The organism is Neisseria sicca (assembly GCF_003044565.1).
GTDB lineage: Bacteria > Pseudomonadota > Gammaproteobacteria > Burkholderiales > Neisseriaceae > Neisseria > Neisseria sicca_A.
In genome coordinates this window covers 1-25473 of sequence record NZ_POXG01000001.1, presented here as the reverse complement: position 1 = coordinate 25473, position 25473 = coordinate 1, and the positions used below count along the sequence as shown (strand labels likewise).

Annotated in this window: 27 protein-coding genes, 2 tRNA genes and 2 pseudogenes; 14 read left to right on the top strand and 17 right to left on the bottom strand. The window is 49.8% G+C overall.

The window, feature by feature from the left end; translation table 11 throughout:
• Positions 1–214 precede the first annotated feature (214 nt).
• From DBZ16_RS00160 to DBZ16_RS00150, 3 genes and pseudogenes are all read left to right on the top strand, one after another.
• A complete protein-coding gene (locus tag DBZ16_RS00160; RefSeq protein WP_019271712.1) occupies positions 215–409 on the top strand; it encodes a YgaP family membrane protein in 195 nt (64 codons plus the stop codon).
• Positions 410–421: 12 nt separating this feature from the next.
• Positions 422–942 (top strand): annotated as a pseudogene (locus tag DBZ16_RS16650) (rhodanese-like domain-containing protein).
• Between the two features lie 79 nt (positions 943–1021).
• Complete coding sequence (locus DBZ16_RS00150; RefSeq protein ID WP_107812496.1) at positions 1022–1324, top strand: ArsR/SmtB family transcription factor; 303 nt, start codon at positions 1022–1024, stop codon at positions 1322–1324.
• Positions 1325–1477: 153 nt separating this feature from the next.
• Here DBZ16_RS00150 and DBZ16_RS00145 read toward each other — a convergent pair whose 3' ends face one another.
• Entirely contained in the window at positions 1478–1819 is a 342-nt protein-coding gene (locus DBZ16_RS00145) for a hypothetical protein (protein WP_107813073.1), read from the bottom strand.
• 428 nt (positions 1820–2247) lie between these two features.
• Here DBZ16_RS00145 and DBZ16_RS00140 point away from each other — a divergent pair, with 428 nt between their 5' ends.
• Both DBZ16_RS00140 and DBZ16_RS15475 read left to right on the top strand, forming a co-directional pair.
• A complete protein-coding gene (locus DBZ16_RS00140; RefSeq protein WP_107812495.1) occupies positions 2248–2991 on the top strand; it encodes a hypothetical protein in 744 nt (247 codons plus the stop codon).
• Positions 2992–3042: 51 nt separating this feature from the next.
• Positions 3043–3159: pseudogene (locus DBZ16_RS15475) on the top strand (IS5/IS1182 family transposase); the annotation flags it as partial.
• Positions 3160–3308: 149 nt separating this feature from the next.
• Here the strand turns inward: DBZ16_RS15475 and mltG are convergent.
• A complete protein-coding gene (gene mltG / locus DBZ16_RS00135) occupies positions 3309–4304 on the bottom strand; it encodes an endolytic transglycosylase MltG (RefSeq protein WP_107812494.1) in 996 nt (331 codons plus the stop codon).
• A 128-nt stretch (positions 4305–4432) separates the two neighbouring features.
• On the opposite strand from mltG, the gene ampD reads away from it, so the two are divergent.
• From ampD to galU, 4 genes are all read left to right on the top strand, one after another.
• Complete coding sequence (gene ampD, locus DBZ16_RS00125; protein ID WP_107812493.1) at positions 4433–5005, top strand: 1,6-anhydro-N-acetylmuramyl-L-alanine amidase AmpD; 573 nt, start codon at positions 4433–4435, stop codon at positions 5003–5005.
• A gap of 235 nt (positions 5006–5240) precedes the next feature.
• On the top strand, positions 5241–6497 hold the full coding sequence (locus DBZ16_RS00120) for a cell division protein ZipA C-terminal FtsZ-binding domain-containing protein (protein ID WP_003763891.1): 1257 nt from the start codon (positions 5241–5243) through the stop codon (positions 6495–6497).
• Positions 6498–6644: 147 nt separating this feature from the next.
• On the top strand, positions 6645–9119 hold the full coding sequence (gene ligA / locus DBZ16_RS00110; RefSeq protein WP_107812492.1) for an NAD-dependent DNA ligase LigA: 2475 nt from the start codon (positions 6645–6647) through the stop codon (positions 9117–9119).
• A gap of 235 nt (positions 9120–9354) precedes the next feature.
• Positions 9355–10224 (top strand): UTP--glucose-1-phosphate uridylyltransferase GalU, encoded by an 870-nt coding sequence (galU, locus tag DBZ16_RS00105; protein WP_107812491.1) that lies wholly within the window; start codon positions 9355–9357, stop codon positions 10222–10224.
• A gap of 88 nt (positions 10225–10312) precedes the next feature.
• Here the strand turns inward: galU and DBZ16_RS00100 are convergent, their stop codons facing one another.
• Positions 10313–10897 carry a molybdenum cofactor guanylyltransferase gene (locus DBZ16_RS00100; RefSeq protein WP_107812490.1) on the bottom strand — a complete coding sequence of 195 codons (585 nt, stop codon included), beginning with the start codon at positions 10895–10897 and terminating at the stop codon, positions 10313–10315.
• 310 nt (positions 10898–11207) lie between these two features.
• Here DBZ16_RS00100 and DBZ16_RS00095 point away from each other — a divergent pair, with 310 nt between their 5' ends.
• Complete coding sequence (locus DBZ16_RS00095) at positions 11208–13028, top strand: histidine kinase (protein WP_205836763.1); 1821 nt, start codon at positions 11208–11210, stop codon at positions 13026–13028.
• Positions 13018–13674 carry a response regulator gene (locus DBZ16_RS00090; RefSeq protein ID WP_049224090.1) on the top strand — a complete coding sequence of 219 codons (657 nt, stop codon included), beginning with the start codon at positions 13018–13020 and terminating at the stop codon, positions 13672–13674. Before DBZ16_RS00095 ends, DBZ16_RS00090 begins: the two co-directional genes overlap by 11 nt.
• Positions 13675–14270: 596 nt before the next feature.
• On the opposite strand, the gene DBZ16_RS00085 is transcribed toward DBZ16_RS00090, so the two are convergent.
• From DBZ16_RS00085 to DBZ16_RS00020, 14 genes are all read right to left on the bottom strand, one after another.
• Complete coding sequence (locus DBZ16_RS00085) at positions 14271–14588, bottom strand: helix-turn-helix domain-containing protein (RefSeq protein ID WP_019270431.1); 318 nt, start codon at positions 14586–14588, stop codon at positions 14271–14273.
• Complete coding sequence (locus tag DBZ16_RS00080) at positions 14585–14923, bottom strand: type II toxin-antitoxin system RelE/ParE family toxin (RefSeq protein ID WP_070492805.1); 339 nt, start codon at positions 14921–14923, stop codon at positions 14585–14587. Before DBZ16_RS00080 ends, DBZ16_RS00085 begins: the two co-directional genes overlap by 4 nt.
• Positions 14924–15613: 690 nt before the next feature.
• Entirely contained in the window at positions 15614–17362 is a 1749-nt protein-coding gene (locus tag DBZ16_RS00075; RefSeq protein ID WP_107812488.1) for a DUF927 domain-containing protein, read from the bottom strand.
• The gene (locus tag DBZ16_RS00070) at positions 17359–18480 is read right to left on the bottom strand and encodes a DUF7146 domain-containing protein (protein WP_107812487.1); all 1122 of its coding nucleotides are present in this window, start codon (positions 18478–18480) and stop codon (positions 17359–17361) included. The genes DBZ16_RS00075 and DBZ16_RS00070 overlap by 4 nt, the downstream gene beginning before the upstream one ends.
• Positions 18477–18662 (bottom strand): polyribonucleotide nucleotidyltransferase, encoded by a 186-nt coding sequence (locus DBZ16_RS00065; protein WP_070680744.1) that lies wholly within the window; start codon positions 18660–18662, stop codon positions 18477–18479. The genes DBZ16_RS00070 and DBZ16_RS00065 overlap by 4 nt, the downstream gene beginning before the upstream one ends.
• On the bottom strand, positions 18659–18874 hold the full coding sequence (locus DBZ16_RS00060; RefSeq protein ID WP_107812486.1) for a PTS sugar transporter subunit IID: 216 nt from the start codon (positions 18872–18874) through the stop codon (positions 18659–18661). Before DBZ16_RS00060 ends, DBZ16_RS00065 begins: the two co-directional genes overlap by 4 nt.
• A 135-nt stretch (positions 18875–19009) precedes the next feature.
• Complete coding sequence (locus tag DBZ16_RS00055; protein ID WP_107812485.1) at positions 19010–19261, bottom strand: hypothetical protein; 252 nt, start codon at positions 19259–19261, stop codon at positions 19010–19012.
• Positions 19262–19545: 284 nt separating this feature from the next.
• A complete protein-coding gene (locus tag DBZ16_RS00050; RefSeq protein WP_107812484.1) occupies positions 19546–20085 on the bottom strand; it encodes a terminase small subunit in 540 nt (179 codons plus the stop codon).
• Positions 20086–20153: 68 nt separating this feature from the next.
• Positions 20154–20852 carry a hypothetical protein gene (locus DBZ16_RS00045; RefSeq protein WP_107812483.1) on the bottom strand — a complete coding sequence of 233 codons (699 nt, stop codon included), beginning with the start codon at positions 20850–20852 and terminating at the stop codon, positions 20154–20156.
• A 16-nt stretch (positions 20853–20868) separates the two neighbouring features.
• Positions 20869–21108 (bottom strand): helix-turn-helix domain-containing protein, encoded by a 240-nt coding sequence (locus DBZ16_RS00040; protein WP_060975619.1) that lies wholly within the window; start codon positions 21106–21108, stop codon positions 20869–20871.
• Between the two features lie 64 nt (positions 21109–21172).
• Positions 21173–21385 (bottom strand): helix-turn-helix transcriptional regulator, encoded by a 213-nt coding sequence (locus DBZ16_RS00035; RefSeq protein ID WP_070602585.1) that lies wholly within the window; start codon positions 21383–21385, stop codon positions 21173–21175.
• A 90-nt stretch (positions 21386–21475) separates the two neighbouring features.
• Complete coding sequence (locus tag DBZ16_RS00030; RefSeq protein WP_107812482.1) at positions 21476–22267, bottom strand: hypothetical protein; 792 nt, start codon at positions 22265–22267, stop codon at positions 21476–21478.
• Between the two features lie 84 nt (positions 22268–22351).
• Positions 22352–23575, bottom strand: a complete 1224-nt coding sequence (locus DBZ16_RS00025) for a tyrosine-type recombinase/integrase (protein WP_107812481.1) — start codon at positions 23573–23575, stop codon at positions 22352–22354.
• Between the two features lie 197 nt (positions 23576–23772).
• Positions 23773–23857: transfer RNA gene (locus tag DBZ16_RS00020), tRNA-Leu, on the bottom strand.
• Between the two features lie 133 nt (positions 23858–23990).
• On the opposite strand from DBZ16_RS00020, the gene DBZ16_RS00015 reads away from it, so the two are divergent.
• The 3 genes from DBZ16_RS00015 (at position 23991) to DBZ16_RS00005 (ending at position 25424) form a co-directional block, all read left to right on the top strand.
• Positions 23991–24659 (top strand): hypothetical protein, encoded by a 669-nt coding sequence (locus DBZ16_RS00015; RefSeq protein WP_107812480.1) that lies wholly within the window; start codon positions 23991–23993, stop codon positions 24657–24659.
• A complete protein-coding gene (ribA, locus tag DBZ16_RS00010) occupies positions 24652–25245 on the top strand; it encodes a GTP cyclohydrolase II (RefSeq protein ID WP_107812479.1) in 594 nt (197 codons plus the stop codon). The genes DBZ16_RS00015 and ribA overlap by 8 nt, the downstream gene beginning before the upstream one ends.
• A gap of 103 nt (positions 25246–25348) precedes the next feature.
• Positions 25349–25424 (top strand) — tRNA-Val (locus DBZ16_RS00005).
• Positions 25425–25473 lie beyond the last annotated feature (49 nt).

Genomic DNA, 25473 nt, shown 5'->3' with positions numbered 1-25473 from the left:
CGGTTTTCAGACGACCTTTTTGCTGCGTGTCGCAAATCAGACATAACTTAGCTTGCACATACCCGTTTAAAAAATAAGCTTATCCCTTCCTGCTGAACCGCATGGTTGCAAACCGTTTGACAAAATCATCTCAAAAATATAATATTTATTATATATTATTTTTATTATATATCTTTATTTTTATATGAATCACTCTCAAACAAGGAGCAATTAAATGAAACGGAACTTAGGTACTTTGGATCGCACTCTCCGCATCGTCATTGGAGTAGCCTTAATCGCCGCCGCTGCGACAGGTCAAATCGGCTGGTGGGGTTGGTTGGGCATCATTCCGCTGGCTACCGCCTTGATAGGCAACTGCGCGTTGTACAGCTTATTGGGCATCAATACCTGCCACATCAGCAAAAAATAAAGAAGGCAAAATATGAGTAAAGAAGGACAACTTCCACGAATTACTCCTGCGGAAGCGGCAGCAAAAATCTGTGAAGGTGCGTTGGCAGTGGACATTCGCAGCCAAGCAGAATATCGGGGCGGACATATTGGTTGCGCATTATCCCTACCACCGGAGCGGCATCGCGATAAACTGTCGAAAATGCTGCCCCCTGTCTGATTTTTTATTGCTTGGGTGGCAAACGCACGGCGCAGGCAGAAGCAGCATTAGCGGAACTTGGTCGGGGACGCGAGTGCTACATTCTTGAAGGCGGTTTGCAGGCATGGAAAGCCGCAGGTCTCCCCATAATCGCCGAACACGCCGCACCGGACATCATGCGGCAGGTGCAAACCATCGCAGGCGGCTTGGTTCTGTTTGGCGTGTTGGCAGGTTCGCTGGTATCGCCTTGGTTTTATCTGATAGACGCAGTAGTCGGCGCAGGTCTGTTGACAGCCGGTTTAACCGGATTCTGCGGCATGGCACGACTGCTGGCTAAAATGCCATGGAACCGCTGAACAGAGGTCGTCTGAAAGTTGCCGCTGCGGCAGTTATGACTGATAATGGGACCTTCACATTTGCCGAAAAGGGCAAACCATGACCACTGCCGATAATCAACCGCCCTACGAAGAAGCCGCTGCCTTTCTTAAACTTCTGGCAAACCCCCATCGCCTCGCCGTACTATGTAAGCTGCACGAAAGACCGCACAATGTAACCGAACTGGCTGAATCATCCGGCCTGCCTCAAGCGGCGATGTCCAGCCAATTAGCCCTGTTGCGCGAGGCCAGGTTGGTGTCTTTTGAAGTAAACCACCGAGAGCGGCAATATTACATTGCCGATCCCCGAGTTAACGAGATGATACAGCTGCTATATTCCTTTTTCTGTGCAGGAAAAGATTGAAATGTGGTTGTACTGCCTTGGACAGACTATCCGGAAAAATTAGCCTAAAAGGTCGTCTGAAAATTTTTCAGACGACCTTTTGTTGTGTTTAGTAATTTAAAACGGCTAAATAGTATTTCAAAAGGCAATAGATATACTGACATAGAAGCCCATTTACTCCTGCCAAATAATCTCGTGTTTAGAACCATAAGTAATCTTCTTGATATTGTGTTCCAGAGCAATTTCTTTATCTAGCTTTCCTGAATATTCTGAACCTGCCAATTTTTGAAATAAAGTAATGTTCAACTCATCCTTGTGGGAAGTTGTTTTTATATCTGAAATGCCCATTGCGCTGTTACTCAACAAGCCTGTTAAGTGCGCCTGTCTATTACCCTTAGCTTTATTGACAATAATTTTGAAATTCCCAATATCGTCCAACTTGATTTCATCATTAGCGAAAAAGCAGCCGGACAATATCAAGCCGGTAATACCCAGCATAATTACTTTAACTTTCATTATCATTTCATCCTTAGATAAAGGCATCTTCTAATGTATCATCAAGATTACTATACACAACAATGCTGTTCCCTCAAAACAAATCTCCGTTGTCTAAATTGACAATGTACTACTTAAAATTTCTGTGCATGATGAACACGATGCGGTGATAATTTTCAGACGACCTATTCGATAACTTTACCTCTATTTACCCTACTTATTGACAACACCCCAATGAAAAAACATTTTTTAATAAACCCTTTAGATGTATAAACCTACAAAATATGATTTAATACTGTTTCTTACCCATTTGGATTAATTTTATAAAATATGGGTAACTCTTTTGCTGTATTGTTCCTGTTACTCAGAAAAAACAATAATGATATGGCTAGTTTCATTTTGTATTTTCAGGTTGTATATCTATCATCCACCTTACCGAAGGAACGATTATGCCTCAAATGAAATTTAAATTATGGTTGCCGGTGTTACTGGCTGCCGTTTTAGCAGCCTGTTCCCAATCGCATCAAGCAATGGAAGCACCGGCTGCTGCCAATTCAGCAATGCCGAGTCAGCGTGCTCACAAGGCAGAGAAATTAGGAACGCGCTGGGGTGATGAAGTCCAATCTTCTGTCCATTCCGTAGATTTACGCCGCGTCAGCCGTGAACCTTTGGCACAAAGCGTATTAAACTACTCATCCAAAGATTATCACGGTCGCAGCGTCAATTCGATTTCTTTAGCTTCAGGCAAAGTGGAGTTGTCCGTGCGCGGTGATGACGGCGACCTGTTGCCGATCTTCCGCGACAGAGGCAACTACTATCTGCGCGGTACAGACGGACAAGCATACCGTTTGGTCTATAAAAACAATAGCAACAAAACTTTGGAAATCGTCGCCAGCGTCGATGGTTTGGATGTAATTTCAGGCAAACAAGCCAGCAAATACGCCAGCGGTTATGTATTGCATCCCCATGGCTCTTTGGAAATCGAAGGTTTCCGCAAAAGCAGCAGCGCAGTGGCATCGTTTATTTTCAGCAGCCCTCGCGAATCTTATGCCGCCAACTCGGATAATGGCTCCATCCGCAATACAGGTGTAATCGGCACTGCAATTTTCGAACTGTACGACCCGAACCGCCGAACCAACGAACCTGAGGCGTTCCCTGCTGACAACGGATACGCCAAACCGCCTACCCGATAAAGTATTTAAGGTTAAAAAACGGTCTGCAAACCAAATCATACGGTTTCAGACCGTTTTTATAGTGGATTAAATTTAAATCAGGAGAAGGCGACGAAGCCGCAGACAGTACAGATAGTACGGCAAGGCGAGGCAACGCCGTACTGGTTTAAATTTAATCCACTATATATTTTTGCGGACACAATCAGAGTTAAAACGGCAATCCATCAATAAAGATAGACAACAATGTTCTGTCCCAATGTCCTGAATACAAAAGGTCGTCTGAAAACCGGTTCAACAGATTTTCAGACGACCTTTATGCTTCTGAGGCTTAATTCAACCTATTTTTTCAAAATATATTTGCGTACGGCGGCATTGTGTTCTTCCAGATTATGGCTGAACTGGCTCAAGCCGGTGCCGTCCATTTTGGAGACGAAATAGAGGTATTTTTCATTTGACGGGTGGGCTGCAGCCTCAAGGGCGGCTTTGCTCGGCAGGGCGATGGGGGTCGGGGTTAAGCCGCTGCGAGTGTAAGTGTTATACGGCGTATCGCGCTGGAGGTCGGCTTTGCGGATTTTGCCTTTATACGCGCTGCCCATACCGTAAATCACGGTCGGGTCGGTTTGCAGGCGCATGCCGATGTTGAGGCGGTTGACGAATACTGAAGCAACATGGGCGCGGTCGTCTTCGTGGGCGGTTTCTTTTTCAATCAGGCTCGCCATAATCAGCATTTCATACGGATTTTTGTAGGGCAATCCGCTTTCGCGATCTTCCCAAGCATCGTTCAGACGACGTTGCATGGTTTGATAAGCGGTTTGGTAGATTTGCAAATCGCTGCTGCCTGCGTCGATTTCATAGCTATCGGGGAAGAACTGGCCTTCAGGATTGCTGCTGAGCGCGTCGGGGGCAATTGCCTGCATGAGTTCTGAATCGCTCCAACCGCGTGTTTTGTGTTCGATGTCGGGCGTGTTGTCGATGATTTTACGCATCGTGGCAAAACGCGAACCTTCGACAATTTGAACGGTAACGGCATCGGGTCTGCCGCTGCGGATTTTCTGCAAAATGCCCCATGCGGAAATGTTGGAAGGGAGGCGGTATGAGCCTGCGTTGAGTTTATTGTGTGCGCCTATCATGTAGGCGGCTGCGACCAAAACGTGGCGGTTGTAAACGATTCCGTCTTCGGCAAGCGTACGGCTGACGGAAGAGATGCCTTGGTTTTTTGCGATTTTGATACGGTATGCTTTGCCGTTGTCTTTGGGAACGAACAGCAAGGCGGCGAACACGGCGGCAACGGCAACAAAAAATACCGCAAACCATTTCAACATTTTTTTCAGCATGGTAGGATTCTTGATTTGTGAACGTCGGGCGACAGTATAACTGAAATGCGCGCCCTCTTCCTCGGGCACCCGCCCGACGTATGTTTTTTCCGCCTCAGTGGTCGTCTGAAATAAAGGGTCGTCTGAATATGAATCTTCCATCCGAATGCAAAGACATTGACTGGCAACAAGGCTGGTGGCAGCCTGCGCGCCGCGCGTTTTCGCCGAGCTTCGAACCGCGGGCAGAATCAGAAAGCGTATCGCTGGTGGTTTTACACAATATTTCCCTGCCACCCTTCGAATATGGGACAGGCGCGGTGGAAAAACTGTTTACCAACCGCATCGACCCCGACGAACATCCGTTTTTCAGCGTCATCCACACCTTGCGCGTTTCCAGCCATTTTCTGATTACCCGCGACGGCGAAGCGGTACAGTTTGTTTCTTGCGACGATATGGCGTACCACGCGGGCGTGTCGTCGTTTCGCGGACGTGAAAAGTGCAATGCGTTTTCGGTCGGAATCGAATTGGAAGGCTGCGATTTCGAACCGTTTACCGAAGCGCAATATCAAACGCTGGAAACCCTGCTGCACGCGTTGGTCGGGCATTACCCTATCACCTCCGTTACCGGCCATCAAAACATCGCGCCCGACCGCAAAACCGACCCCGGCCACTTTTTCGACTGGCAAAGATTGCAGGCAGCAGGTTTCCCGGTTGTCCGTTAATCGCTCAAAAATGCCATATAGCATTTTTCAGACGACCTGGCCCGATTTTGGGCTATCATTCTCGGCATTTGCTGTCAGAAAAGTTTATTTTCGTTATAATCAAGCATCCATACGGGACAATCCGTGTCCGACTCCGACGAACTTACTCGCGGCAATACGATTCCGCATACGCCCAAAGGCAAACCACCCCGGGCAACGAAGACGGAATGCCGCTCTTACAAAAAAGTGATTACCCATGATTTTCATCGTCTTAGGCTTGGCAGTCATCCTTGCCGTCATCGCCTACAATATGTACCAAGAAAACCAATACCGCAAACAGGTGCGCGAGCAGTTCGGCCACTCCGACAAAGACGCGCTCCTGAACAGTAAAACCAGCCATGTGCGCGACGGTAAAGAATCCGGCGGCAAAGGCCTGTTCGTCAAAAAAGCGAACAAAGCCCAAGAAGCCGCGCTGCGCAATCTGCAAGAACAAGACGAAATCTTCGCCGCCAAAGCCAAACTCGCCAAACCTTCCGCCATCAAAACCGATGTCGAGTTGGCGATTGAAGACGACTTTACCGACGAGCCGGTACAGCATACCGTCATCGGGCTGAACAACGAAATCACCACCCAAGCCGCCAGCGACGAGCCGGTCAACCTGCCGTCCGCCGCCAACCAACCTTTGGTCAGCTTGGACGAATTGTCTCAAGTCGAATTGCCGTGGTTTGACCCGCGCTTCGACTACCTCGCCTACATCGCCCTCTCTGAAGCGCAAGAGCTGCACGCCCTGCCCCGCCTGTCCAACCGCCACCGTTTCCAAATCATCGGCTGCACCATGGACGACCGCTTCCAAGTTGCCGAACCGATTCCGAGCGTGTATTACCAAGGTTTCGTCGTCGGCCTGCAAGCAGTCAGCCGCAACGGTTTGGCAACCCAAGAAGAATTGCAACAGTTCAACCAACAGGTTGACACCTTCGCCCAACTGATGGGCGGCAAAGTCCTCCACACCGATTTGGCAGCGTTTACCGAAGTCGCGCAGGCATTGGATACCTTCTGCGCCCGCGTCGATCAAACCATCGCCATCCACTTGGTTTCACACAGCAACATCAGCGGCGTCGAACTGCGCGCTTCTGTTGAAAACCTCGGTTTCGTGTTGGGCGAAGACGGCGCATTCCACTACACCGGACAAACCGGCAGTCCGATGTTTGCCATCCACAGTCTCACAGGCGACGCGTTTACCAACGCCCTCTTGGACAACCAGTCCTACAAAGGCTTCAGTATGCTGCTCGACATCCCGCACGCGCCCGCCGGCGAAAAAACCTTCGACCTCTTCATGGACTTGGCGGTACGCCTCTCCGGTCAGTTGGGCTTGGATTTGGTCAACGACAAAATGGAAGAAGTTTCTACCCAATGGCTCAAAGACATTCGCAATTACGTCTTGGCGCGTCAGGAAGAAATGCTCAAAGTCGGCATCAAACCCGGCAGCAAACAAGCCCTGCGCCTGTTCTCCTAAAATCGAATGCAATCAAAGCGGATATGTCGTTACGGCATATCCGCTTTTTTTCGGGTAAAATTCAGCTGTTTTCAACCTATCATTTTCCAGACGACCTTTGCCCGTATCCTCCTGTATCAGACGAAGGTCGTCTGAAAACCCTCCTCCATGAATCAAACCGCACAACATATCCGCCAACTCACCGACCTCCTCAACCGCTACGCCTACGAATACTACACCCTCGACGCGCCCAGCGTACCCGATGCCGAATACGACAAATTATTCCGCGAACTCGAAGCGTTGGAACGAAACCATCCCGAGCTCAAACTGCCCGACAGCCCGACCCAGCGCGTCGGCGGCGAGCCTTTGGCGGGATTTGCCGAAGTGCGCCACGAAGTGCCGATGCTGTCGCTGACCAACGCCTTTTCCCCGCAAGGTGAAAACGGCGTGTTCGACCATGCCGAAATGTACGCTTTCGACCAACGCGTGCGCGACGGCTTGGACGGCGGCAATCCCGAATACGTTATCGAACCCAAATTCGACGGCCTCGCCATCAGCCTGCTTTACCGTGACGGCGTCTTGGTACAGGCGGCGACGCGCGGCGACGGCACAACGGGCGAAGACGTTACCCAAAACGTCAAAACCGTCGCCAACATCCCCCTGCGGCTGCACGGCGAAAATGTGCCCGAACTCATCGAAGTACGCGGCGAAGTGTTGATGCTCAAAGCCGATTTCGCCACCCTCAATAAACGTCAAGCCGAAAACGGGCAAAAACCCTTTGCCAATCCGCGCAACGCCGCCGCCGGCAGCCTGCGCCAACTCGATTCGCGTATTACCGCGCAACGCAAACTGCACTTTTTCCCCTACTCCGTCGCCCGTCAGCAAGGCGGTTTCATCGCGGAAGCACATATCCAAGAACTCACCTATTTCCAAGAACTCGGCTTCAGTCTGCCCAACGGTAATTTCGGTTGTTTCAAAAATATCGACGAAGTATTGGCGTTTTACGAACAAATGCAGCAAAAGCGCCCCGAACTGCCCTACGAAATCGACGGCATGGTGGTCAAAGTCAACAGCTTGGCGCAACAGCGCGAACTCGGCTTCATTTCCCGCGCGCCGCGCTGGGCGATTGCCCACAAATTCCCCGCCGAAGAAGCCCTGACCGTCGTCGAAGCCATAGACGTGCAAATCGGGCGTACCGGCGCCGTTACCCCCGTCGCCCGCCTGCAACCCGTATTCGTCGGCGGCGTAACCGTAACCAACGCCACCCTGCACAATCAGGACGAAGTATCGCGCAAAGACGTGCGCGTCGGCGATACCGTCGTCGTGCGCCGCGCCGGAGACGTTATTCCCGAAGTCGTGCGCGTGATTTTCGAACGCCGTCCGATGCAGGAAACCGCCGTTTCCAACGTTTCAGACGACCTCAAGCATCAGCAAGACGACCTGTTTGCCAAAACACCGTCCGCAAACCAAACTCAATCCGTTCCACTCCACAAGCCCTACCGCCTGCCGACCCATTGCCCCATCTGCCGCAGCGAAATCGAACGCGAAGAAGGCGAAGCCGTCGCCCGATGCAGCGGCGGCATGCTTTGTCAGGCGCAACGCGCACAGGGCTTAATCCACTTCGCCTCACGCAAAGCGATGGACATCGACGGACTCGGTCAAAAACAAATCGAGCAGCTTGTCGCCCAAGATCTCGTCCGCCACTTCGCTGACCTCTACCGCCTCGACATCCCGACCTTGCAAAAAATGAAGGAAACAGCGGATAAAGGGTCGTCTGAAAATGAAAACAGCGACGCCGAAACGGTTTCAGACGACCTGTCTGAACGCAACACCCAAACCGGCAAAAAACAGCCGACCAAGTGGGCGGAAAACATCCTCGCAGGCATAGAAGCCAGCAAAACGCCCGAACTCGCCCGCTTCCTGTTCGCGCTCGGCATCCGCCATGTCGGCGAACGCACCGCCAAAACGCTGGCGCAGGCATTCGGTTCGCTGGAACACGTCCGCCGCGCACCCGAACCCATCCTCGCCTGCCTGCCCGACATCGGAACCGTCGTCGCCCACTCCATCGCCCATTTCTTCGCCCAAGACGCGCAGCAGGCGATGATAGACGAGTTGCTCGCCGCAGGCGTTGCCCCGCAAACCCAAGCCGTTACCATCCCGCCCGCCCGCCACGCCGAGCCGCAACGCTGGATTGCCCGCCTGCCCGGTTTCAAAATCAGCGAAAACAAAGCCCAAGCCTTATGGGAACTCGCCGGCAAAAGCATAGAAGGTCTGCAAACCGACAAAGCCCTCCCCGCCGACTGGCAAGCATGGCGCAGCGAGACACAAAACGCCGCCCTGCTCGAAAACCTGAAAACCTTCTTTGCCCAAACGTCGTCTGAAAACCAAGAAGTAAGGATTTCAGACGACGTCAACGAAGCCGTAGCAGGCAAAACCTTTGTGTTAACCGGCACCCTGCCCACCCTCAAACGAGACCAAGCCCAAGCCTTGATCGAAGCCGCAGGCGGAAAAGTTTCCGGCAGCGTTTCCAAAAAAACCAACTACGTCGTCGCCGGAGAAGCCGCCGGCAGCAAGCTGGAAAAAGCCAATGCCTTGGGTGTGGCGGTATTGAGCGAAGAAGAACTTTTGGCGATGCTGGGTTAAGCATTTATTAAGAGCATTCAAAGAGATAACCAAGCTGGCTTACACAATCGTCCAAATCCTTGATTCGGTTTTCGACCGATTTTGGCAACTTATCGGAGAATGAACACTCTAAGTTCGTTGAACGCCTTTTAGATGCTGTTATTCGTTTGTCGTCGACAGCGTGGCAACCAAGTCAATCATATGCAACCGAGGTCGTCTGAAACCTCGATTCCACATTTAAATTGAAGGGAACTACATGAAACCGATTAAAAAAGCCGTTTTCCCCGTAGCCGGCATGGGTACGCGCTTTCTGCCCGCGACCAAAGCCAGCCCGAAAGAAATGCTGCCCATCGTCGACAAACCGTTGATTCAATACGCGGTAGAAGAAGCAGTAGAAGCAGGCTGTACCGAAATGGTGTTCATCACCGGCCGCAACAAACGCAGCATCGAAGACCATTTCGACAAAGCCTACGAGCTGGAAACCGAGCTGGAAATGCGTCAAAAAGACAAACTGCTGGAACACGTCAAAGACATCCTGCCTTCCAACATTACCTGCCTTTACATCCGTCAGGCCGAAGCTTTAGGTTTGGGACACGCCGTATTGTGCGCCCGCGCCGCAGTGGGCGACGAACCCTTCGCCGTCATTCTTGCCGACGACTTGATTGACGCGCCCAAAGGCGCGCTGAAGCAAATGGTCGATATCTACAATCAAAGCGGCAACAGCGTGTTAGGCGTGGAAACCGTCGATCCGTCGCAAACCGGCTCGTACGGCATTGTTGAAGTGGAAAAACTGAAAAGCTTTCAACGAATTACCAATATCGTTGAAAAACCGAAACCCGAAGAAGCGCCGTCCAACCTTGCCGTGGTCGGTCGTTATATTCTGACCCCTCACATTTTCAGCCTTTTGGAAAACCTGCCACGCGGCGCAGGCAATGAAATCCAACTGACCGACGGCATTGCCCGCCTGTTGGATCACGAGTTCGTCCTCGCCCATGCCTTCGACGGCAAACGCTACGACTGCGGCAGCAAACTGGGTTATCTCGAAGCCACTGTCGCCTACGGCTTGAAACATCCGGAAACCGGCGCGCAGTTCCGCGAACTGCTGAAACAATACATCCCCCAATAAAGCAAATGACAAAAGGTCGTCTGAAAGTTTCAGACGACCTTTTTGTATGGGATGCACGGCTTTCCATGTTAAAACCAAAATGCAATTTTTAAAGCGGCTGCGCCCGCAAATCTTCCGACGTATCGCAGCTGAAAAAAACATCTTCCGAACCAAAATGCACCGATCTCGCCCGTTGCTGATGCAGCCAGCCACTCAAGGTTTTCATCCCCGAATACAGATACGGGACGGTGCTTTGCAGGATTTGCGGGCGGATATACATCACGTTGTGATGCGGCGTGACCGGCGTTTCCACATAAAACGCGTTGCATAAAGGCGTGCGCTTGGAAACCGTTTCAAATTTTGCCACCAAATCTGCCGGCAGCGCGGGCATATTGCACGGTACCACCAACAGCCAATCCGCCGCCGCAATCTGCAAATCATTGGCAGCCGTACACAAAGCCGCTAGCGGTCCCAAATGCTGCCATTGACGCGAATCGGCAAAAATATGCGCACTACGGCGAGCATATTCCTCCAAATTCCGGTTGGCGCTGATGGCAATGTGTTCAACCTGTGGGCTTACCGCCTCAATAACATGATCAATCAAAGGCTTGTCACGCCACAACGCTAATCCTTTATCCGCCCCTCCCATTCGCTCACCTTGCCCGCCGGCCAATATCAATGCGAAGGTTTTCATTTTGGTAGTCCTTTGTGAAGTCTCTGGTTTTGTGTGCCCATACTGTTAATCGGCTGATTCTTATCTTTTTTAATTCATGGATGTTGTGTTTCGACCGATTCCCTGAGAAATCGGCATATCGCTCGAGGTCGTCTGAAAAGACGATTGCCCGCGATAAAATTCATATAAAGTGAATTTTATCATAACACGATTTTACATTAAAGCTAATCTCTTCTCATTTGCGCCAAATTCCTTTTCGGACAGGTTGTTTCCCCGCTTAAAGAATGATATGTTTATAACATTTGGCAACACAACGCCCTTCCTTTATTCCATGAGCTTACGAACCCTATTTTCAGGCGGCCTGAGCCTGTCCTCAAGATTAAAACTGCTGACTGTCTTATGGGTTGGTTCGGCTTTATTGTCCGTCATCCTGACCCTGATTTTATCGCTGAGGCTGGAAAACGCAGCCACCGTCATTGATGATGCCGCAAGCTTGAGAATGCAGGTTTACCGTTTGGCTTATATGGCAAGCGAACGCACCCCGCAAGCGCAAATCGACAACCAATTACGCGAATTTGAAGGAACACTCCTGCGCATTACCCAAAGCGATGCCATCTATCCCCTGATGCCTTCGGAAACACCGCCGGCCTATGGCCTGATCCAATCCATGCTCTTAATCGACTGGAAATCAAACATCCAACCCGCGTTGAAACGTTACCGCAGACCGACGCAGATCGAACTCTACCGCTTTGCCGGCAATATCGAATTGTTCTTACAGGCATTGGAAAACGCCAACGAAAAAAACACCTTATGGCTGCGCCGTTTCCAAATGGCGATGATGCTGATGATTTTTGTCGCCGCAGGTTTAATGATCGTATGGCACTACGCTTGGATTATCCGTCCACTTGAAACCCTGCGCGACGGTGTAGAAACCATCAGCCAAGGCAGATTCGGCGTACAAATCGATACCGAACAGATTCAAGAGTTTGCGCAAGTCAGCAAAGGCTTCAACCAAATGAGCAGTCGTCTGAAAGTCCTCTATACCGATTTGGAAGGACAAGTCGCCAGACAAACCCAAGACCTCGCCCGCCAAAACCGTGACCTGACCCTGCTCTACCAAACCACGCGAGACCTGCACCAAACCCTTACCCCGCGCGAAGCAGCAGAAGAATTCCTCGCACGGACCCTGCCAGCCGTTTCCGCAAGCGCAGGCAGCATCCGCCTTTTAGACAACGACCGCAAAAACACAAACCTAGTCGCCTCCATCGGTTTGTCCGAAGCAGAAGGCGACGATTCGGACACCGAACAAACCCAACCTGAAGAAGAAACACCCCTATTCAAACATACCGTCGTTTTCCCCATCACCTATCAAGAAGAAGAACTCGGCATCCTGACCCTATATTTTTCAGACGACCCCACACTTAACGACAACGACAACGAACTCCTGCGTACATTATGCGGTCAATTAGGTGTATCCATCGCCAGCAGCCGTCTCGAACAAGAGCGGCGCCTGCTTGCCGTACTCCAAGAGCGCAACCTGATTGCCCAAGGTTTGCACGACAGCATCGCCCAAGCATTGACCTTCCTCAATCTTCAAGTTCAAATGCTGGAAAGCGCGTTCCATGCCGACCAGAAAGAACAAGCCGAAGAAAACATCCGCTTCATCAAAGACGGCGTACAAGAATGTTACGAAGACGTGCGCGAACTTCTGCTGAACTTCCGGACCAAAATCAGCAACAAAGACTTCCCGGAAGCCGTAACCACCCTGCTGTCCAGGTTTAAACGCCAAACCAAAATCAATGTAGAAACAGTATGGCAGGACGACGGCCGCACACTAAACGATGACGAACAGCTGCAAATCATCTTCATCCTGCAAGAAAGCCTGTCCAACATCCGCAAACACGCCAAAGCCCAACACGTCAAAATCAGCATGCTCAACCAACAAAACTTTACCCTGAGCATCGAAGACGACGGTATCGGCTTTAACCCGCAACACCTGCACAAACTCTCCGGCGAACATGTCGGACTCGGCATCATGCAAGAGCGCGCGCGCCGCATCAATGCCAACCTAGACATCCAATCCCAGCCCGAACAAGGCACAACCGTTACCTTAACCTTACCGCAACACAAGAGAACGACCCATGACTATTAAAATCATCCTCATCGACGACCACACACTCTTCCGCAGCGGCATCAAAGCACTACTCTCACGCCAAAGCGATTTTGAAGTCATCGGCGAAGCTGCCGACGGCTTGTCCGGCGTCAAAATGGCGGAACAGCTCAAACCCGACGTCGTCTTACTCGACCTTGACATGCCCGTCATGAACGGACGCGAAGCACTGGCACAAATCTTGGGCGTCAACCCGAACCAAACCGTCATCATGCTGACCGTTTCCGAAGACAGCGACGACCTGACCGAATGCATGCGCATCGGCGCACGCGGCTTTTTGCTGAAAAACATCAACGCCGACTTCCTGCTCGATAGCATCCGCAAAGCCGTCGACGGCGACAACGTCTTCTCCCCCGAAATGACCACACGCCTCGTCCAGTCCCTGATTTCCCCGTCCGCACCGCGCACCGACCAAGCACTCGCCACCCTCACCCCGCGTGAACTCGAAATCCTTGGCTATCTCGCCGCCGGACACAGCAACAAAGTCATCGCCCGCCATCTGGACTTGGCAGAATCCACCGTCAAAGTCCACGTCCAAAACCTACTGCGCAAACTCAACCTCAGCAGCCGCGTCCAAGCCGCCGTTTACGCCGTCCAACACAAAGTCCCGCAACCTGAAATTAATTAAACAGCTCAAGATATCGATGCTAATGCGGTAAAAACAAAAAAGGTCGTCTGAAAACGGACATAGCAAATTTCGCTAAAACCATTTTCAGACGACCTTTCCCATCAAACAGGTGTAGAAATGAAGATACTGATTTATTCGGTTTTACTTCCCATTAGTTTACTTGTTCTATGTTGTCTCATTAATCTAATGCACTACAAAACATCCGCCTTATAGCTTATCAAACCCATCAGAATGATTTGGGCGAAAAATTGAAACGAAAGCAAGTTTCTTACAAAACAGACACAATTTAAGTTTTCAGACGACCTCCCACCCTAATCGAAGCCTGCATCCCAAAACACCGCTAACGATAAAAATAAAAAAGCCATCTAAAATGACGGCTTTTTTGTGTCTCATAACTGTCCCAGCGTGTTGTAAGTATATGTTTTATACGATTATAATGGTGCGACGGAGAGACTCGAATTAAATAATTAAGATATTGATATTTATAAATATAATTTTATGAATTTGGAAAAATACCCCCAAATACACCCCCATTTTGTCAAAGTCAAAATTTTTCAGGGGTAAGCATTACTCCACTTTAGCTGTTCGCCATCAGATTAGCGGCTGATATTCAGTTCCGCCGTTTTGCCTGTCTTAGCAAGCATGGTTAATAACGCATCTATCGTGAACTTGCTGATTTTGCCGTTTACCAAATCGGAAACACGGGGGCGGCTGGTGTTAAAGATTTCTGCCGCCTGTTCCTGTTTCAAGTTCTGCTCTTTTATCCATGCGCTGACGCTTTCGGCAAGCTGTAACTTGGTTCTGATAATCATATCGCTATGTGCCTTGAGTTTGGCGGCTTCGTCAGGCTGAAAACCCAAATCGGCAAAAACATTACCGCCTACCGGTGTAATATGCGTGGTTTTCGATGTCATTTTTCTATCTCCTGTATCAATGCCCTATATCGGCTCTTGATGATTGCTGTGTCTTTCGGGGCGGTTTTTTGGCTCTTCTTTTGGAAGCTGTGCAATACATAGACGGCTTTTTCAAACTTAGCCACATAAACCACTCTAAACGCCCCGTCGGGCAAACGTTTTCTAAGTTCCATAACCCCGCTGCCAAGACTAATCATCGGCTTGAAGTCTGTCGGCTCTAAGCCATTTTGGATTAATCCCAACTCATAGCCGAAATGCCTTACCGCTTCAATCGGAAAGGCTTTTAGGTCTTCTAGCGATGTATCACGCCATTCAATCGGCTTCTCTCTGTTCATGTATCAAATTTTATACAAATAAGCAGCAAGAGGCAAGAATAAAGAAAAAGCGTATATAGATAAAAAAAGTGGTGGTTACCGTGGTTACTGTGGTTACCGCGCTGCCAAAGCCTTATAAATCGGGGCTTTCGCGGTAACCACTTACAGAGCTTTACATGGTTACCGCTGGTTACCGCTATTTGATTTGGGGCATAAGTACATGAAAATAAAAGGGTAACCACTGGTAACCACTCGGTAACCTGTTAAATTAATGTAGGTGGTTACCGTTTTTTCTGTGTTTTTATATTTATATTCATATAGTTATAAATGTTAAGTTTTGTGGTAACCACGGTAACCACTTTATTTGTCTCGCGCATAGGGTTTTATCTGTCCACGCGTCTTGGTCTTCTTTTCCTTTTTATGGACTCGCAAAATTCGTTGTATGGCTCTCGCGCGTGCGCGCGCGTATTGGTATCGAAATTATTTATTCACTGCCTGCCTTTTTGGTAGATATGGCGTAAATAGGTCAAAATTGCGCTGTAAGCGAGTTTTGCTGTTTGGGTATGGGATTAGTATTGGGCAGGGGATGAATAGCCCTAATTCTCGAAAATTAGGGGCTTGCTGTTGATTTTATGGCGTATGGAATGGTTCGCCTGAAGTAATGGGCGCAAAAAAGCCCGCCTGTATCGGTCATAGCGGGCTGTCTTTCGGTCATTCGTCAATATCGGGCGGGGCTTCTCCCATCAAAACATAGAATCGTGCTGACGCGCCGTTGTATTTGCGCTGGTGTTGCCATCTGCCGTTGTTTGGTTTTTTCAGCCATTGCTCGGCGTGTAACACTTCGCAAACTTTCAGCTTGTCGAAGTTTTGGCAGATTTCTTCTTCAAATACAACAGGAATCAACCAATATTCAGTTATATGCCCTTCTTGTTTCCGATAGCCTGCGTGATTTTGGTTCACGGTTTGGCTGTTCCAGTCTGAAAAGCGCATGGACAAAGCGTAAACGTCCATAAATGCGGCTGCCTGCTCGATGATTCTACGGTCTTCGTGTTTCCCCGCTCCGTTGGCTTCCAGCCATTCGTCAAAGCATTGTTTCACGCCTGCCATGCCTACACCTACGGGCAAGCCGGTAACAGGGGCGGCAAGCTCCAAAGCGGCGGCGGCAAGGGCAAAGCGTTTCGCCACTCTTCGTGCCTGCCCTGACAATTCGGGGACGGTCTCCATAAATGCGATCATGCGCTCGTTTGCCTGTCGTTTGGCTTGCTCTAGGTCGTCTGAAAGCCGGCGGATGAACGCTCTGCCCGCTGCCCCGTGATATTGTTCGGCGGATTGGGCGATATGTTCGCTCAATAATGCCCCGCTCTCGAAGCCGTGCAAGGTGTCGTAAATGCCGTATCGGGCGGCGGCTCTGATACTGGGCAGACGGGCGGCTTGTCCTGCGTTCCAATCGCCTTTGTGGTGTTTCAGGATGGAATCGGGGGTCTTTTCGCCTGTGGAGAACATCATCACTTTCCAGCGGCTCAATGCGCGGTTTCCGCCCTGTTTTGCGCCCTGTACTTTGTTAATTCCGTTCATGACGCTGTAAACGGTGTCGCCGATGACGTGGGGGCTTGCCTGCCCGATTTCGTCCAACACCAGCAAGCCGTCATTGCGGGCGGCGGCGGTATTGGAAAAGCCTATTTTCGTGCCACTCCAAGACAACAGGCTGCCCGATGGTCTGCCCCATACGCTCAAGGCTGCTTTGGCGGCGGTGGTCTTGCCGTCGGATGAATCGCCCATCAGATGAAAACCGCCTGATTCTTCGCTCAACAGGGACAGCAAGGGGGCGGCAAAGGACGCGCCCAATGCTAGGCATAGGCGGCTGTTTCCCGCTGCGTATCGGGCGATATTTTGCCGCCAGTCGCCAAGCTCTCCGTTTGGTCGGTATGCCGCCGCTTGGCCGGTGTCGCCGTTGTAGATGACGGCGGGGGTTTTGCCGTCTGCCGTGATGGTTTCGCCGCTGGGCATGATGTAGGTGTCGCCGTGCCAGCCCGCGCGGTCGGTAATGGTAAAGGCGGTACGGCTGCCCTGTGTCTGCAAATAGTCTGCCAGCCGCTCCCTTTTTGCCCGCCCGCTCATGACGGTCAAGCCGTAACTCTGCAAACGCTGCCAGCCCTGAACCGTGCCGATTTCCGCTTGTGGGATGGCGGCGGTCTTGGTTTGGCGTGTGATTTTGTCCTGCCAGCGGATAACGCGGTAATACGCGCCGTCGTTGTCCTGCCCCGTGCCGATGATGTCGATAGGGTCGGAAAGCAATAGCGGCTCTGCTTCGATGGCTTCGCCGTCTTTACCTGTTCTGACGTTTATCCACCATACGCCCCGATGGTCGGTATCGAAGCGGGGGCGCGGGCGGTATGGTTCGATGTTGTCGATGTTGTAGTCTTCAATGGCTTTAGCATCTATAATTACGTTCGTTTTCATAGTGTAACGTCTCCATTTTGTTGGATAGGGTCGTCTGATTGGGCTTCAGACGACCTTTTTTCTTTCAGTTCGTCCAATGCGTCATAGCCTGGTGTGTCGCTCTGCCATATGCGCGCCTTGATGCCCTGCTTGATGGCTCGGACTGCCAAATCATGCGCGGCTTTGAAACCTACGGGGCGCGGCGTGTCGTTATCGGCAATAATCACGATTTCCTTTAGGTCGTCTGAAAGCCGGTATTTCGCCATGCTGTTTGCGCTCAAGGCGGCGGATAAGCCCCAGTCATGGGCTTGGAACAGTTTACGGGCGGCAAGGGCGGTTTCTATACCCTCTGCGATGACAAGCCGTCCGTTTTCAGGAATGGGAAACAAGTGAACCGCCATGCCTGAAATGCTGCCCTGTTTGCGGCTCTGCATTTTCTTGGCGGGCAAATCTTCGCCCGTTTCGGGGTGTTTGATTGCCAGCTTTCGATAATGCGGGGCGTGTAGTCCGTCCTCTCCACATGGCTTGTCATAGGTCGTCTGAAAATAGGTCATATGCAAGCCTTGAAGCTCACCGCCCGTATCGCGGATGGCGCAAACCATACAGGGGAAACGACCGATAAAAAGCGGCGTATCTTCGCCCCTAGTCCAATAATCCGCCCCTTTCAAAAAACGGATGTTTTCAGGTAATTGCGCCATGTCCAAACCGCGTGATTTCAAATACTGCACGGCGGGGGAATCGGCGGTTATCGGTTCTGCCCCGTCCCACAATGCGGCAAGTTTGCCGATGTGGTCTTTTTCGGGGCATAGTTGCGTCTGTGGGCGCGTGGGCGGTATCGGCAAGGGGTTTACCCCGCCCATGTTCAACACGCCCGCTACGGCGCGCAATGCTTCGTCAAAACCGCAATTCAGATAGTGCATTACCAAGCCGAAACCGTCGCCCGCGCCGTTGTGGTAATGGCTGCAAATGAATGTGCCGTTACCGTCCTTGTCGTCGTATCTGAAACGGTCTTTGCCCCCACACGCGGGGCAAGGCTGGTGTTTGTTTTTCAGGTATCGCGGGTCTATGCCTATGGCGGCGTGAATTTCCTGCCAGCGGTATTGCGCGGCGGCTTTGATGTCTTGATAGGTCGGCTTCATTGTTCTGCCTCCCCATATCTGTCCATCGCTTCACGCGCTATGGCTGCTACGGTATTAATCGCGGCTTTTCGGCTTGCTCCGTCGTTCACAATCAGCAAGACGGCGGTCAAAACGTCCACCGCTGCGATTGCCTTCTCTTTGCTGTTTAGCTGGTTTGCCAGCTTCTCCGTGATGGTCTTCATTGCCGCGCCTCCTCTGTTACAGGTTCTAAAACTACCCCCGCCATCGGGTCGGTCTCCCATATGGTCGGGGTTGCCGTGATTGCCTGCTCCGTTTCTGCATGGGCGGGCTGGTTACAGGCTCGGATTGCCAAAGCCGTCAACAACACCCAAAACACCAGCAAAGCGCGGTTGAAATAGCGGCGGAAACGGTCGTTTTTATCAGTCTGTTTCATGTTTTCATGTCCTCCATGCCCAGCGCACCAAAAATATCAAATATCGAAAAATCAAATACTTATGAAAACACTAGGGCGAAGTTTGCCTTATGCCGTCCAAAACGGGCGGCATAAAGGCGGGTGTTTTTCAGGGATTTAGCGGATTTGTTCGGCTGTCGTTACGCTGTAAGCAGCCCATGCTTTTAGGTCGTCTGAAAGTGAAGCAATAAACGACCGACAGGCGGCAACGGCGGCGGCGTGTGATGGATAGATACCCAAACGGCGGGCGGTACATGAATGAACGTCAATATCGGCTAAATACGCAGTCGGTTCGTGGACGACGGCGCAAAAGCCTTGTTCTGATGGGGATTGAACGTCTTGGATTTGGATAGAATTTGAAGATTGCATTTGAAATGCTCCTAACTGTTTGAGATTTGAGAAGCCCAAATAAGGGGGCGGTGCTCTCTCCTGCAGTTAGTCAGGCGTGGACGTTACCGTTACCACACACCGCCATAACTCGTGATAGGTCGTCTGAAATGTTAACGTTTAATAACATCGCAAACGCCCGTAAAAGAATTTTGGCGATAAAAAATCAGCGTTTACCCTGCTGATTTGGGCTAACTGTATTTGAGAGAGAACCAAGATTCTGATTCTCAAGGCTCGATTTGTCAAATGATTTTTGCATCAGGCGGCTAAATTTTTTTATCCACGATAATCATGGTTATTGCATACCCGATGCGTTCCGTATTTTCTCCAACGGTTCCGATGATGTCCTTAAGCGTGATTTCACTGTATGGCTTGTGAAAAAAATCTTCCATGACTTGCCTCATTTCATCGTCCGTTAACGGCGGGGTGTATTTTTCCTGTTTCGTGCTGACTTCCGCCTCTGCCTTGATTTCCGCCTTATCCACCAGCAAGCCCAGCATTTTTGCCTTGCCCATCGTTGCCGATACCGCCGCGCTGCTTTGCGGGGTAGGGGCTGCCAGTGCCGCCGCCCGTGCCTGTTCCAATTCGTGCAACAGGTCGCCCACCGTTACCGCGTGTCGTTGCCGCGCTTCTTCCTTTAAGCCGTCCACCATCGCGGAAATATCGGGGTTTTGAAGCAGCTTATAGGCTTCATTCGTTACCGTTTCGGGCTTCATGTTGTCGGTGTTGTAGATTTGCCGATATGCTGCGCTCGCATTGCCCGTTTCCACATACAGACGGGCAAACTGTTCTTGTTTCGGGGTCATGTCCTTAATCCTTTCAGAACGCCGCCCAATAGCGATTTTTCTGCCTTTGGGCGGCTGTTTGAGTGTTGCTATTTCAAATTGTCCAAAGCCGCTTCTTTTTCTTTCTCCATGTCTTCCAAGATGTCGAAAATAGCGTTTTCTTCTCCGCCTGTACCGTCCATCATGTTGAAGAAGCCCGGCAAACGTAAATCAATGATTCGATTTGGCAGGGATTGCCCGTAAGACGGGCAATCAACCCGCAAACCGTTTTCTTGTAGCTTCGTTTTCATCTCAACGGCGGCTTTACCGATCCCCACCAATTTCGCGGCGGCATTGGCATAGGCGCGCGCGGCTTCCAAATATTCGGGCAAGTGGGTTTCTTCTATATCGGCGATAAACAGCTCATATCGGGAAACGGACAATAAATTGCGAAGCTCTGAAATGCGGTTCAGATGTTGGAGGCGTTCATCAAAAAGGCTTTCCAGCAGTTCTTTTTGCGCTTCCAGCATATCGGCGGCGCGGTCTGCTTCTTCACGTTTGGCGGCAATCTCTGAATCAAGCCCTTTGGCTTCTTCGCTGTTTGTCGGTTTGCCCATTTTCAACAAATTTGCAAATATGCCTTTGCGTCTGTTTCGCAACCCTGCAAATTCATTGATCACCGCCTGCGCTTCTGTAACACCAGCTTCCGCCGCTTCAATTTGGGCGGTCAGTTCGCTGCATTTGTCCTCTTCTTCTTTCAGTAACTTTTGACGGGTCTCAAAAGTTGTCTTTGTATATTCGATATTCATTGTTAAAGCTCCTGATTTAATTGATTAATACGAACCGACCGCGTTTCACGGTTTCCCCGAATTGGTTTGTTACTTCTTCCATCACGGTAACGATGTCATGCCCCGCCCTGCGAAGCTCCATGATGCGCGTGTTGTAGCCCAATATCCCCATTTGGGTAAGCTCCCATGATGTAACGCTGCCCTGTTTCAATCGGGATAAAACGCGCTCTTTTTGGCTTGGCGTTTTTGCCTTGCCGTTGGTAGAATAGCTGCTCATGCTTAATAATCCTTTCCGCCGTCTGAATGTCCGTTCAGGCGGCATTTGTTTTGCGCCTGATAAATCAATTTGCCTGCTCTTCGCGTTTGGCTGCTAGTTTGCCGAGATACTCTTCAATCTCACTAGAAAGCCAGCCGGTAATATTTTCGGAAAGTTTGATAGGCTTAGGAAAATCAGGGCGGTGATGGCGGCTCTTAGGGTTTGCCCAATTCCAAATAGTCGCCCGTGAAACACCCATAACGCGGGCGGTATCGTTTACTCGTAATACAGTATTCATATGCTTTGCCTTTCTTAGTCGGGGTTATATGACAGGCAAAAATATAGCCGCCCATGTGGGCGGCTTCAGTACAATTAGACTTTTCCAAGTTTAATTAGACTTTTTCAGCTTGTTCGCTTCTGCAAATTTGGCTTTCAGATTGGCTTCAGATAATCCGTAACCTTCTGCTTCATTTGCCAAATATTCGATAATTCCAGCTTGGTTCTTATAGACTCCTTTGTCAATTAGCGTATCTTTCAGGGCTGATATGATGTTGAGTAACGATTTTTTGTCATTTACTTCTTTTACTTTCTTACCTTTAATTCTGTATGCCAATTCCTGACGCAGTATGGTTAAATCATCTTGTAAAATGCACAAATCATGCCTTTTTACTCTGATTACATTTTCAGGTTTGTCTATTTCTTCTCGTTTTGTTGGTTCGTCCTCTGATGAAATTTGAAATAGATTTCCTAGTAACTCATTCGGGATGAGGCAATACACTAATGTTTCAAGGTCTTTCCACTCAGAAGAAGATTCAGCATAGATTTTCCCCAGTTCTCCATGAATATCTATGACGGCTAATTTATCCACATGTTTTATTTCTATATATTCCGTTCCTCCCTCGAAACACATCGCATCAAATTGTGTCATAGGGATGAAGTCTCCTCCATATATTAAGTCTTCGGGTAATTCCGCATATTTCCCTTTTTCTTCTTCGTCATACGTCAAATCATAAAATGGTCTCTTTGCAAAATAATATTTACGTCCAATCCCATTTATATATAACTCAACTAAACCAATAGCCGCATAATGTATTAGGTCATTTGCTGTGTAGGTATCGTTAAACTCCCTACCTAACTTTTCTGCCGCTTCTTCAAGCGTGTAATATAGTCTCCAAGCCATTTTTACCTCTTATAAATTCCTATACTATTTTTCAGTCTTATAAAAAACACTCCGAAACTCGAAGTAGATATTTTCAGACGACCTCTAATCAGTCTTACCATCTCGGATCAGTTGCAATGCTTGGTTATACCGTTCCCGCAAAAAGTCGCTATACCATTGCATAAACTCTTTGCGCTCGTTCAGATAATCGGCGCGGTTGTAGGCGGCGCGGATTTTGTTGTTTTCAATGTGGGCAAGCTGCCGTTCTATCGCGTCAGGGTTGAAGCCTTGTTCATTCAAAACGCTGCTTGCAAGCGAGCGGAAACCATGCGGGGTGGCTATCCCGTAATAGCCCATGCTGTTGATGATTTTGCCCGCTGTATTTTCGCTAATGTAACCAGTTTTGGATTTAGGGCTTGGAAATAGAAAGGGTGTTTCGCCGGTTATGGCGTGTAGTTCGTTTAATAGCTCAATCGCCCAATCAGACAAGGGGATTGTGTGCTCTCGTGGCCGTTTCATACGATTAGCGGGAATCGTCCATGTTTTGCGCTTAAAGTCGATTTCCTGCCATTGGCCGCCGCGTATCTCTTTGTTTCGGGCAAAGCAAAGCATAATCAACATTACGCAAATTCTGTTTTGTTGCTCACAATCTGCCAGTATCAGGCGGCGGTAAAACTCCGGCAATTCTTCACGGGGTAGGGCGGGCATTCTTTTGCTTTCTGTTGGCTCTATATAGCCTTTCAGTAACGCGGCAGGGTTTCGGTCGGTCAATTCTTCATAACCGGCATAGGTAAACACCGCGCCTATCCATTGCCTGATTTTTTCGGCGGTTTCAGATACGCCCCGCTCTGTTACTTTATCCAATACGGCCTTTATCTCTTTTTTCCCGATTTTGTTTATAGGCGTTTCCCCAATAATAGGGAAAACATCTGTTTCAAAGTACCGCAAAACACGGGCGGCATGATTAGGCTTCCAGCTTTTGCGCTTGGTGGTTTTCTCATGCCATGCTTTGGTAACGTTGGCAAAGGTATTCAGTAAGGCCGTTTTGCGCTCCTGTTTGGCCTGTTGCTTCATTGCTGATGGGTCTTGCTCTTGTGCAATCATGCGGCGGGCGTTTTCGGCGGCTTGGCGGGCTTCTACCAGTGAAATGGTCGGATATTTCCCGATAGTGAGAGTTTTCTCTTTGCCATCTATACGGTATTTCAGGCGGAATACTTTTCCGCCCGCTGGGGTAACTTCAAGATACAGGCCGCCCCCGTCAAATAACTTGGCTTTCTTTCCAGTATCAGACGGCTTGGCGGCTTTGATTTGGCGGTCGTTCAGGGGCATTGGGGGTATGTTTTTAGGGGGTGTTGTCAGATTCCCCAAATCATACCCCCATATTTTGGTTTATTCAATTATACGGCATTGGAGGTATTTAGACACTTGGCAAGGGGGTTATTAGCCTGAAAGCCTTACCAGTATTGAATCTTGATTACTGCATTAGATTTGATTAGACAAAAAAATAACCCCTGAAAGGGGTTAGGTGGTGCGGACGGAGAGACTCGAACTCTCACACCTCTCGGCGCCAGAACCTAAATCTGGTGCGTCTACCAATTTCGCCACGTCCGCGTGATGAAACTGGGGATTATACACAAAGTATCCTGCTCTGCAAACAATCTTTGGCTTGAAATTGCTTTATTCCGACCGATATAATGGTAGGTCGGTTATCTGCCGGAACACACTAATATCAAAGAGGAACATCATGCCCGTTTTACTGATTCAGGATTTTTTACAGACACAGGGTTTGAAGCTGTCTTCAGACGACCTCCGTGTTGCTTATCTGACCGCGAAGACGGTGATGGATATGGGCAATGCTTCGATTGACCGCTCGGTTTTATGGCGTGAAGAAGACGGTTGGAAGCTGGCAGACCATATTGGAGAAACGTCGGAAAATGAAGTTTTGCTCAAACAGGTTTTCATGGCTCTGGATTCGGTATTCAGTCGCGCAACAGCCGTCAAAAGCGCGGCGGTTTACATCCACATTCCGAGTGAACCACATGCAAGGCTGGTTCGTATCTCGGCGCAAGGCGAGCCTTTGGAGAACCTGTTGGCGGTGCATGAAGAAAACGGTACGGTTTACCTTGCCTGCCGTACGGCGCAGAGCGGCTGGATGAATATTGCCAACGATATTGCCTATTGGCTTTCGCTGGACGAAATCCAAGGCGACAGGAATAAAGGCAGTGGAAGCCAGTTGTCCATTCCTGTCGCTACTCAAAACGGTACGGTTTTGGGCGTGGTCCATGCTGAATTTGCCGATAAAGATCAGGCCGATGAAGCAGCCCAAACGGATTGGTCGGCGCTGGCTTTGGCACTTGCCGAGCCGCTGAAAGCATTGGCAGGCATCGAAGACAAGGAAGAAGAACATGAATAATACCTTGAAATTCGTTGCCGCCTGCCGCCTGCCGACCGAATGGGGCGACTTCACTATGCACGGTTTTGAAGAGCCGAGCGGACAAGAACATATCGCTTTGACGATGGGCGATTTTTCAGACGACCTCCCTGTCCTGACCCGCATCCATTCCGAATGCTTGACCGGGGATGCGCTGTTTTCCAAAAAATGCGACTGCGGTCCGCAGCTTGAAGCGGCGATGAAAGCGGTTCAACAAGAAGGGCGCGGTGTCATCGTTTATTTGCGTCAAGAAGGGCGCGGTATCGGTTTAATCAACAAAATCCGTGCCTACCGGCTTCAAGACGAAGGGATGGATACGGTCGAAGCCAACCTTGCGCTCGGACTACCCGTTGATGCACGTGATTTTACGCTTGCCAAGCAAATCTACGACCATCTGAATATCCGCGCGGTCAAGCTGTTGACCAACAATCCCGAAAAAATTCAGACGTTGAAAGATGCAGGCATCAACGTCGTCGAACGTATTCCGCTCCATGTCGGCGAAAATGTGGAAAACGAACGGTATCTGCACACCAAAGCCGACAAACTGGGGCATATGATTTTTGATTGAGATAATACTAAACTTATTTATTATTTATATTCAAATAAATATATTTATCTTAAAACAAACGGCTTGCCCTAATAGAGGTTTTTTGGTTTAATCCGAAGTTCTCGGGTGATTAGCTCAGTTGGTAGAGCGTCTGCCTTACAAGCAGAATGTCGGCGGTTCGACTCCGTCATCACCCACCAAGTTTCCTTTCATTGTTGCAAAACAATGATGCGCGGTGGTAGCTCAGTT

Coding starts and splice junctions, on each gene's coding strand:
- DBZ16_RS00045 (WP_107812483.1), bottom strand. CDS start 20,852: ATGAATATCGAATATACAAAGACAACTTTTGAGACCCGTCAAAAGTTA.
- ribA (WP_107812479.1), top strand. CDS start 24,652: ATGAATAATACCTTGAAATTCGTTGCCGCCTGCCGCCTGCCGACCGAA.
- DBZ16_RS00025 (WP_107812481.1), bottom strand. CDS start 23,575: ATGCCCCTGAACGACCGCCAAATCAAAGCCGCCAAGCCGTCTGATACT.
- mltG (WP_107812494.1), bottom strand. CDS start 4,304: ATGCTGAAAAAAATGTTGAAATGGTTTGCGGTATTTTTTGTTGCCGTT.
- DBZ16_RS00065 (WP_070680744.1), bottom strand. CDS start 18,662: ATGAAGACCATCACGGAGAAGCTGGCAAACCAGCTAAACAGCAAAGAG.
- DBZ16_RS00090 (WP_049224090.1), top strand. CDS start 13,018: ATGACTATTAAAATCATCCTCATCGACGACCACACACTCTTCCGCAGC.
- DBZ16_RS00015 (WP_107812480.1), top strand. CDS start 23,991: ATGCCCGTTTTACTGATTCAGGATTTTTTACAGACACAGGGTTTGAAG.
- DBZ16_RS00075 (WP_107812488.1), bottom strand. CDS start 17,362: ATGAAAACGAACGTAATTATAGATGCTAAAGCCATTGAAGACTACAAC.
- DBZ16_RS00055 (WP_107812485.1), bottom strand. CDS start 19,261: ATGCAATCTTCAAATTCTATCCAAATCCAAGACGTTCAATCCCCATCA.
- DBZ16_RS00070 (WP_107812487.1), bottom strand. CDS start 18,480: ATGAAGCCGACCTATCAAGACATCAAAGCCGCCGCGCAATACCGCTGG.
- DBZ16_RS00150 (WP_107812496.1), top strand. CDS start 1,022: ATGACCACTGCCGATAATCAACCGCCCTACGAAGAAGCCGCTGCCTTT.
- ampD (WP_107812493.1), top strand. CDS start 4,433: ATGAATCTTCCATCCGAATGCAAAGACATTGACTGGCAACAAGGCTGG.
- DBZ16_RS00035 (WP_070602585.1), bottom strand. CDS start 21,385: ATGAATACTGTATTACGAGTAAACGATACCGCCCGCGTTATGGGTGTT.
- DBZ16_RS00120 (WP_003763891.1), top strand. CDS start 5,241: ATGATTTTCATCGTCTTAGGCTTGGCAGTCATCCTTGCCGTCATCGCC.
- DBZ16_RS00060 (WP_107812486.1), bottom strand. CDS start 18,874: ATGAAACAGACTGATAAAAACGACCGTTTCCGCCGCTATTTCAACCGC.
- DBZ16_RS00095 (WP_205836763.1), top strand. CDS start 11,208: ATGAGCTTACGAACCCTATTTTCAGGCGGCCTGAGCCTGTCCTCAAGA.
- DBZ16_RS00085 (WP_019270431.1), bottom strand. CDS start 14,588: ATGACATCGAAAACCACGCATATTACACCGGTAGGCGGTAATGTTTTT.
- DBZ16_RS00100 (WP_107812490.1), bottom strand. CDS start 10,897: ATGAAAACCTTCGCATTGATATTGGCCGGCGGGCAAGGTGAGCGAATG.
- DBZ16_RS00040 (WP_060975619.1), bottom strand. CDS start 21,108: ATGAGCAGCTATTCTACCAACGGCAAGGCAAAAACGCCAAGCCAAAAA.
- galU (WP_107812491.1), top strand. CDS start 9,355: ATGAAACCGATTAAAAAAGCCGTTTTCCCCGTAGCCGGCATGGGTACG.
- DBZ16_RS00140 (WP_107812495.1), top strand. CDS start 2,248: ATGCCTCAAATGAAATTTAAATTATGGTTGCCGGTGTTACTGGCTGCC.
- DBZ16_RS00030 (WP_107812482.1), bottom strand. CDS start 22,267: ATGGCTTGGAGACTATATTACACGCTTGAAGAAGCGGCAGAAAAGTTA.
- DBZ16_RS00160 (WP_019271712.1), top strand. CDS start 215: ATGAAACGGAACTTAGGTACTTTGGATCGCACTCTCCGCATCGTCATT.
- DBZ16_RS00050 (WP_107812484.1), bottom strand. CDS start 20,085: ATGACCCCGAAACAAGAACAGTTTGCCCGTCTGTATGTGGAAACGGGC.
- DBZ16_RS00145 (WP_107813073.1), bottom strand. CDS start 1,819: ATGAAAGTTAAAGTAATTATGCTGGGTATTACCGGCTTGATATTGTCC.
- ligA (WP_107812492.1), top strand. CDS start 6,645: ATGAATCAAACCGCACAACATATCCGCCAACTCACCGACCTCCTCAAC.
- DBZ16_RS00080 (WP_070492805.1), bottom strand. CDS start 14,923: ATGAACAGAGAGAAGCCGATTGAATGGCGTGATACATCGCTAGAAGAC.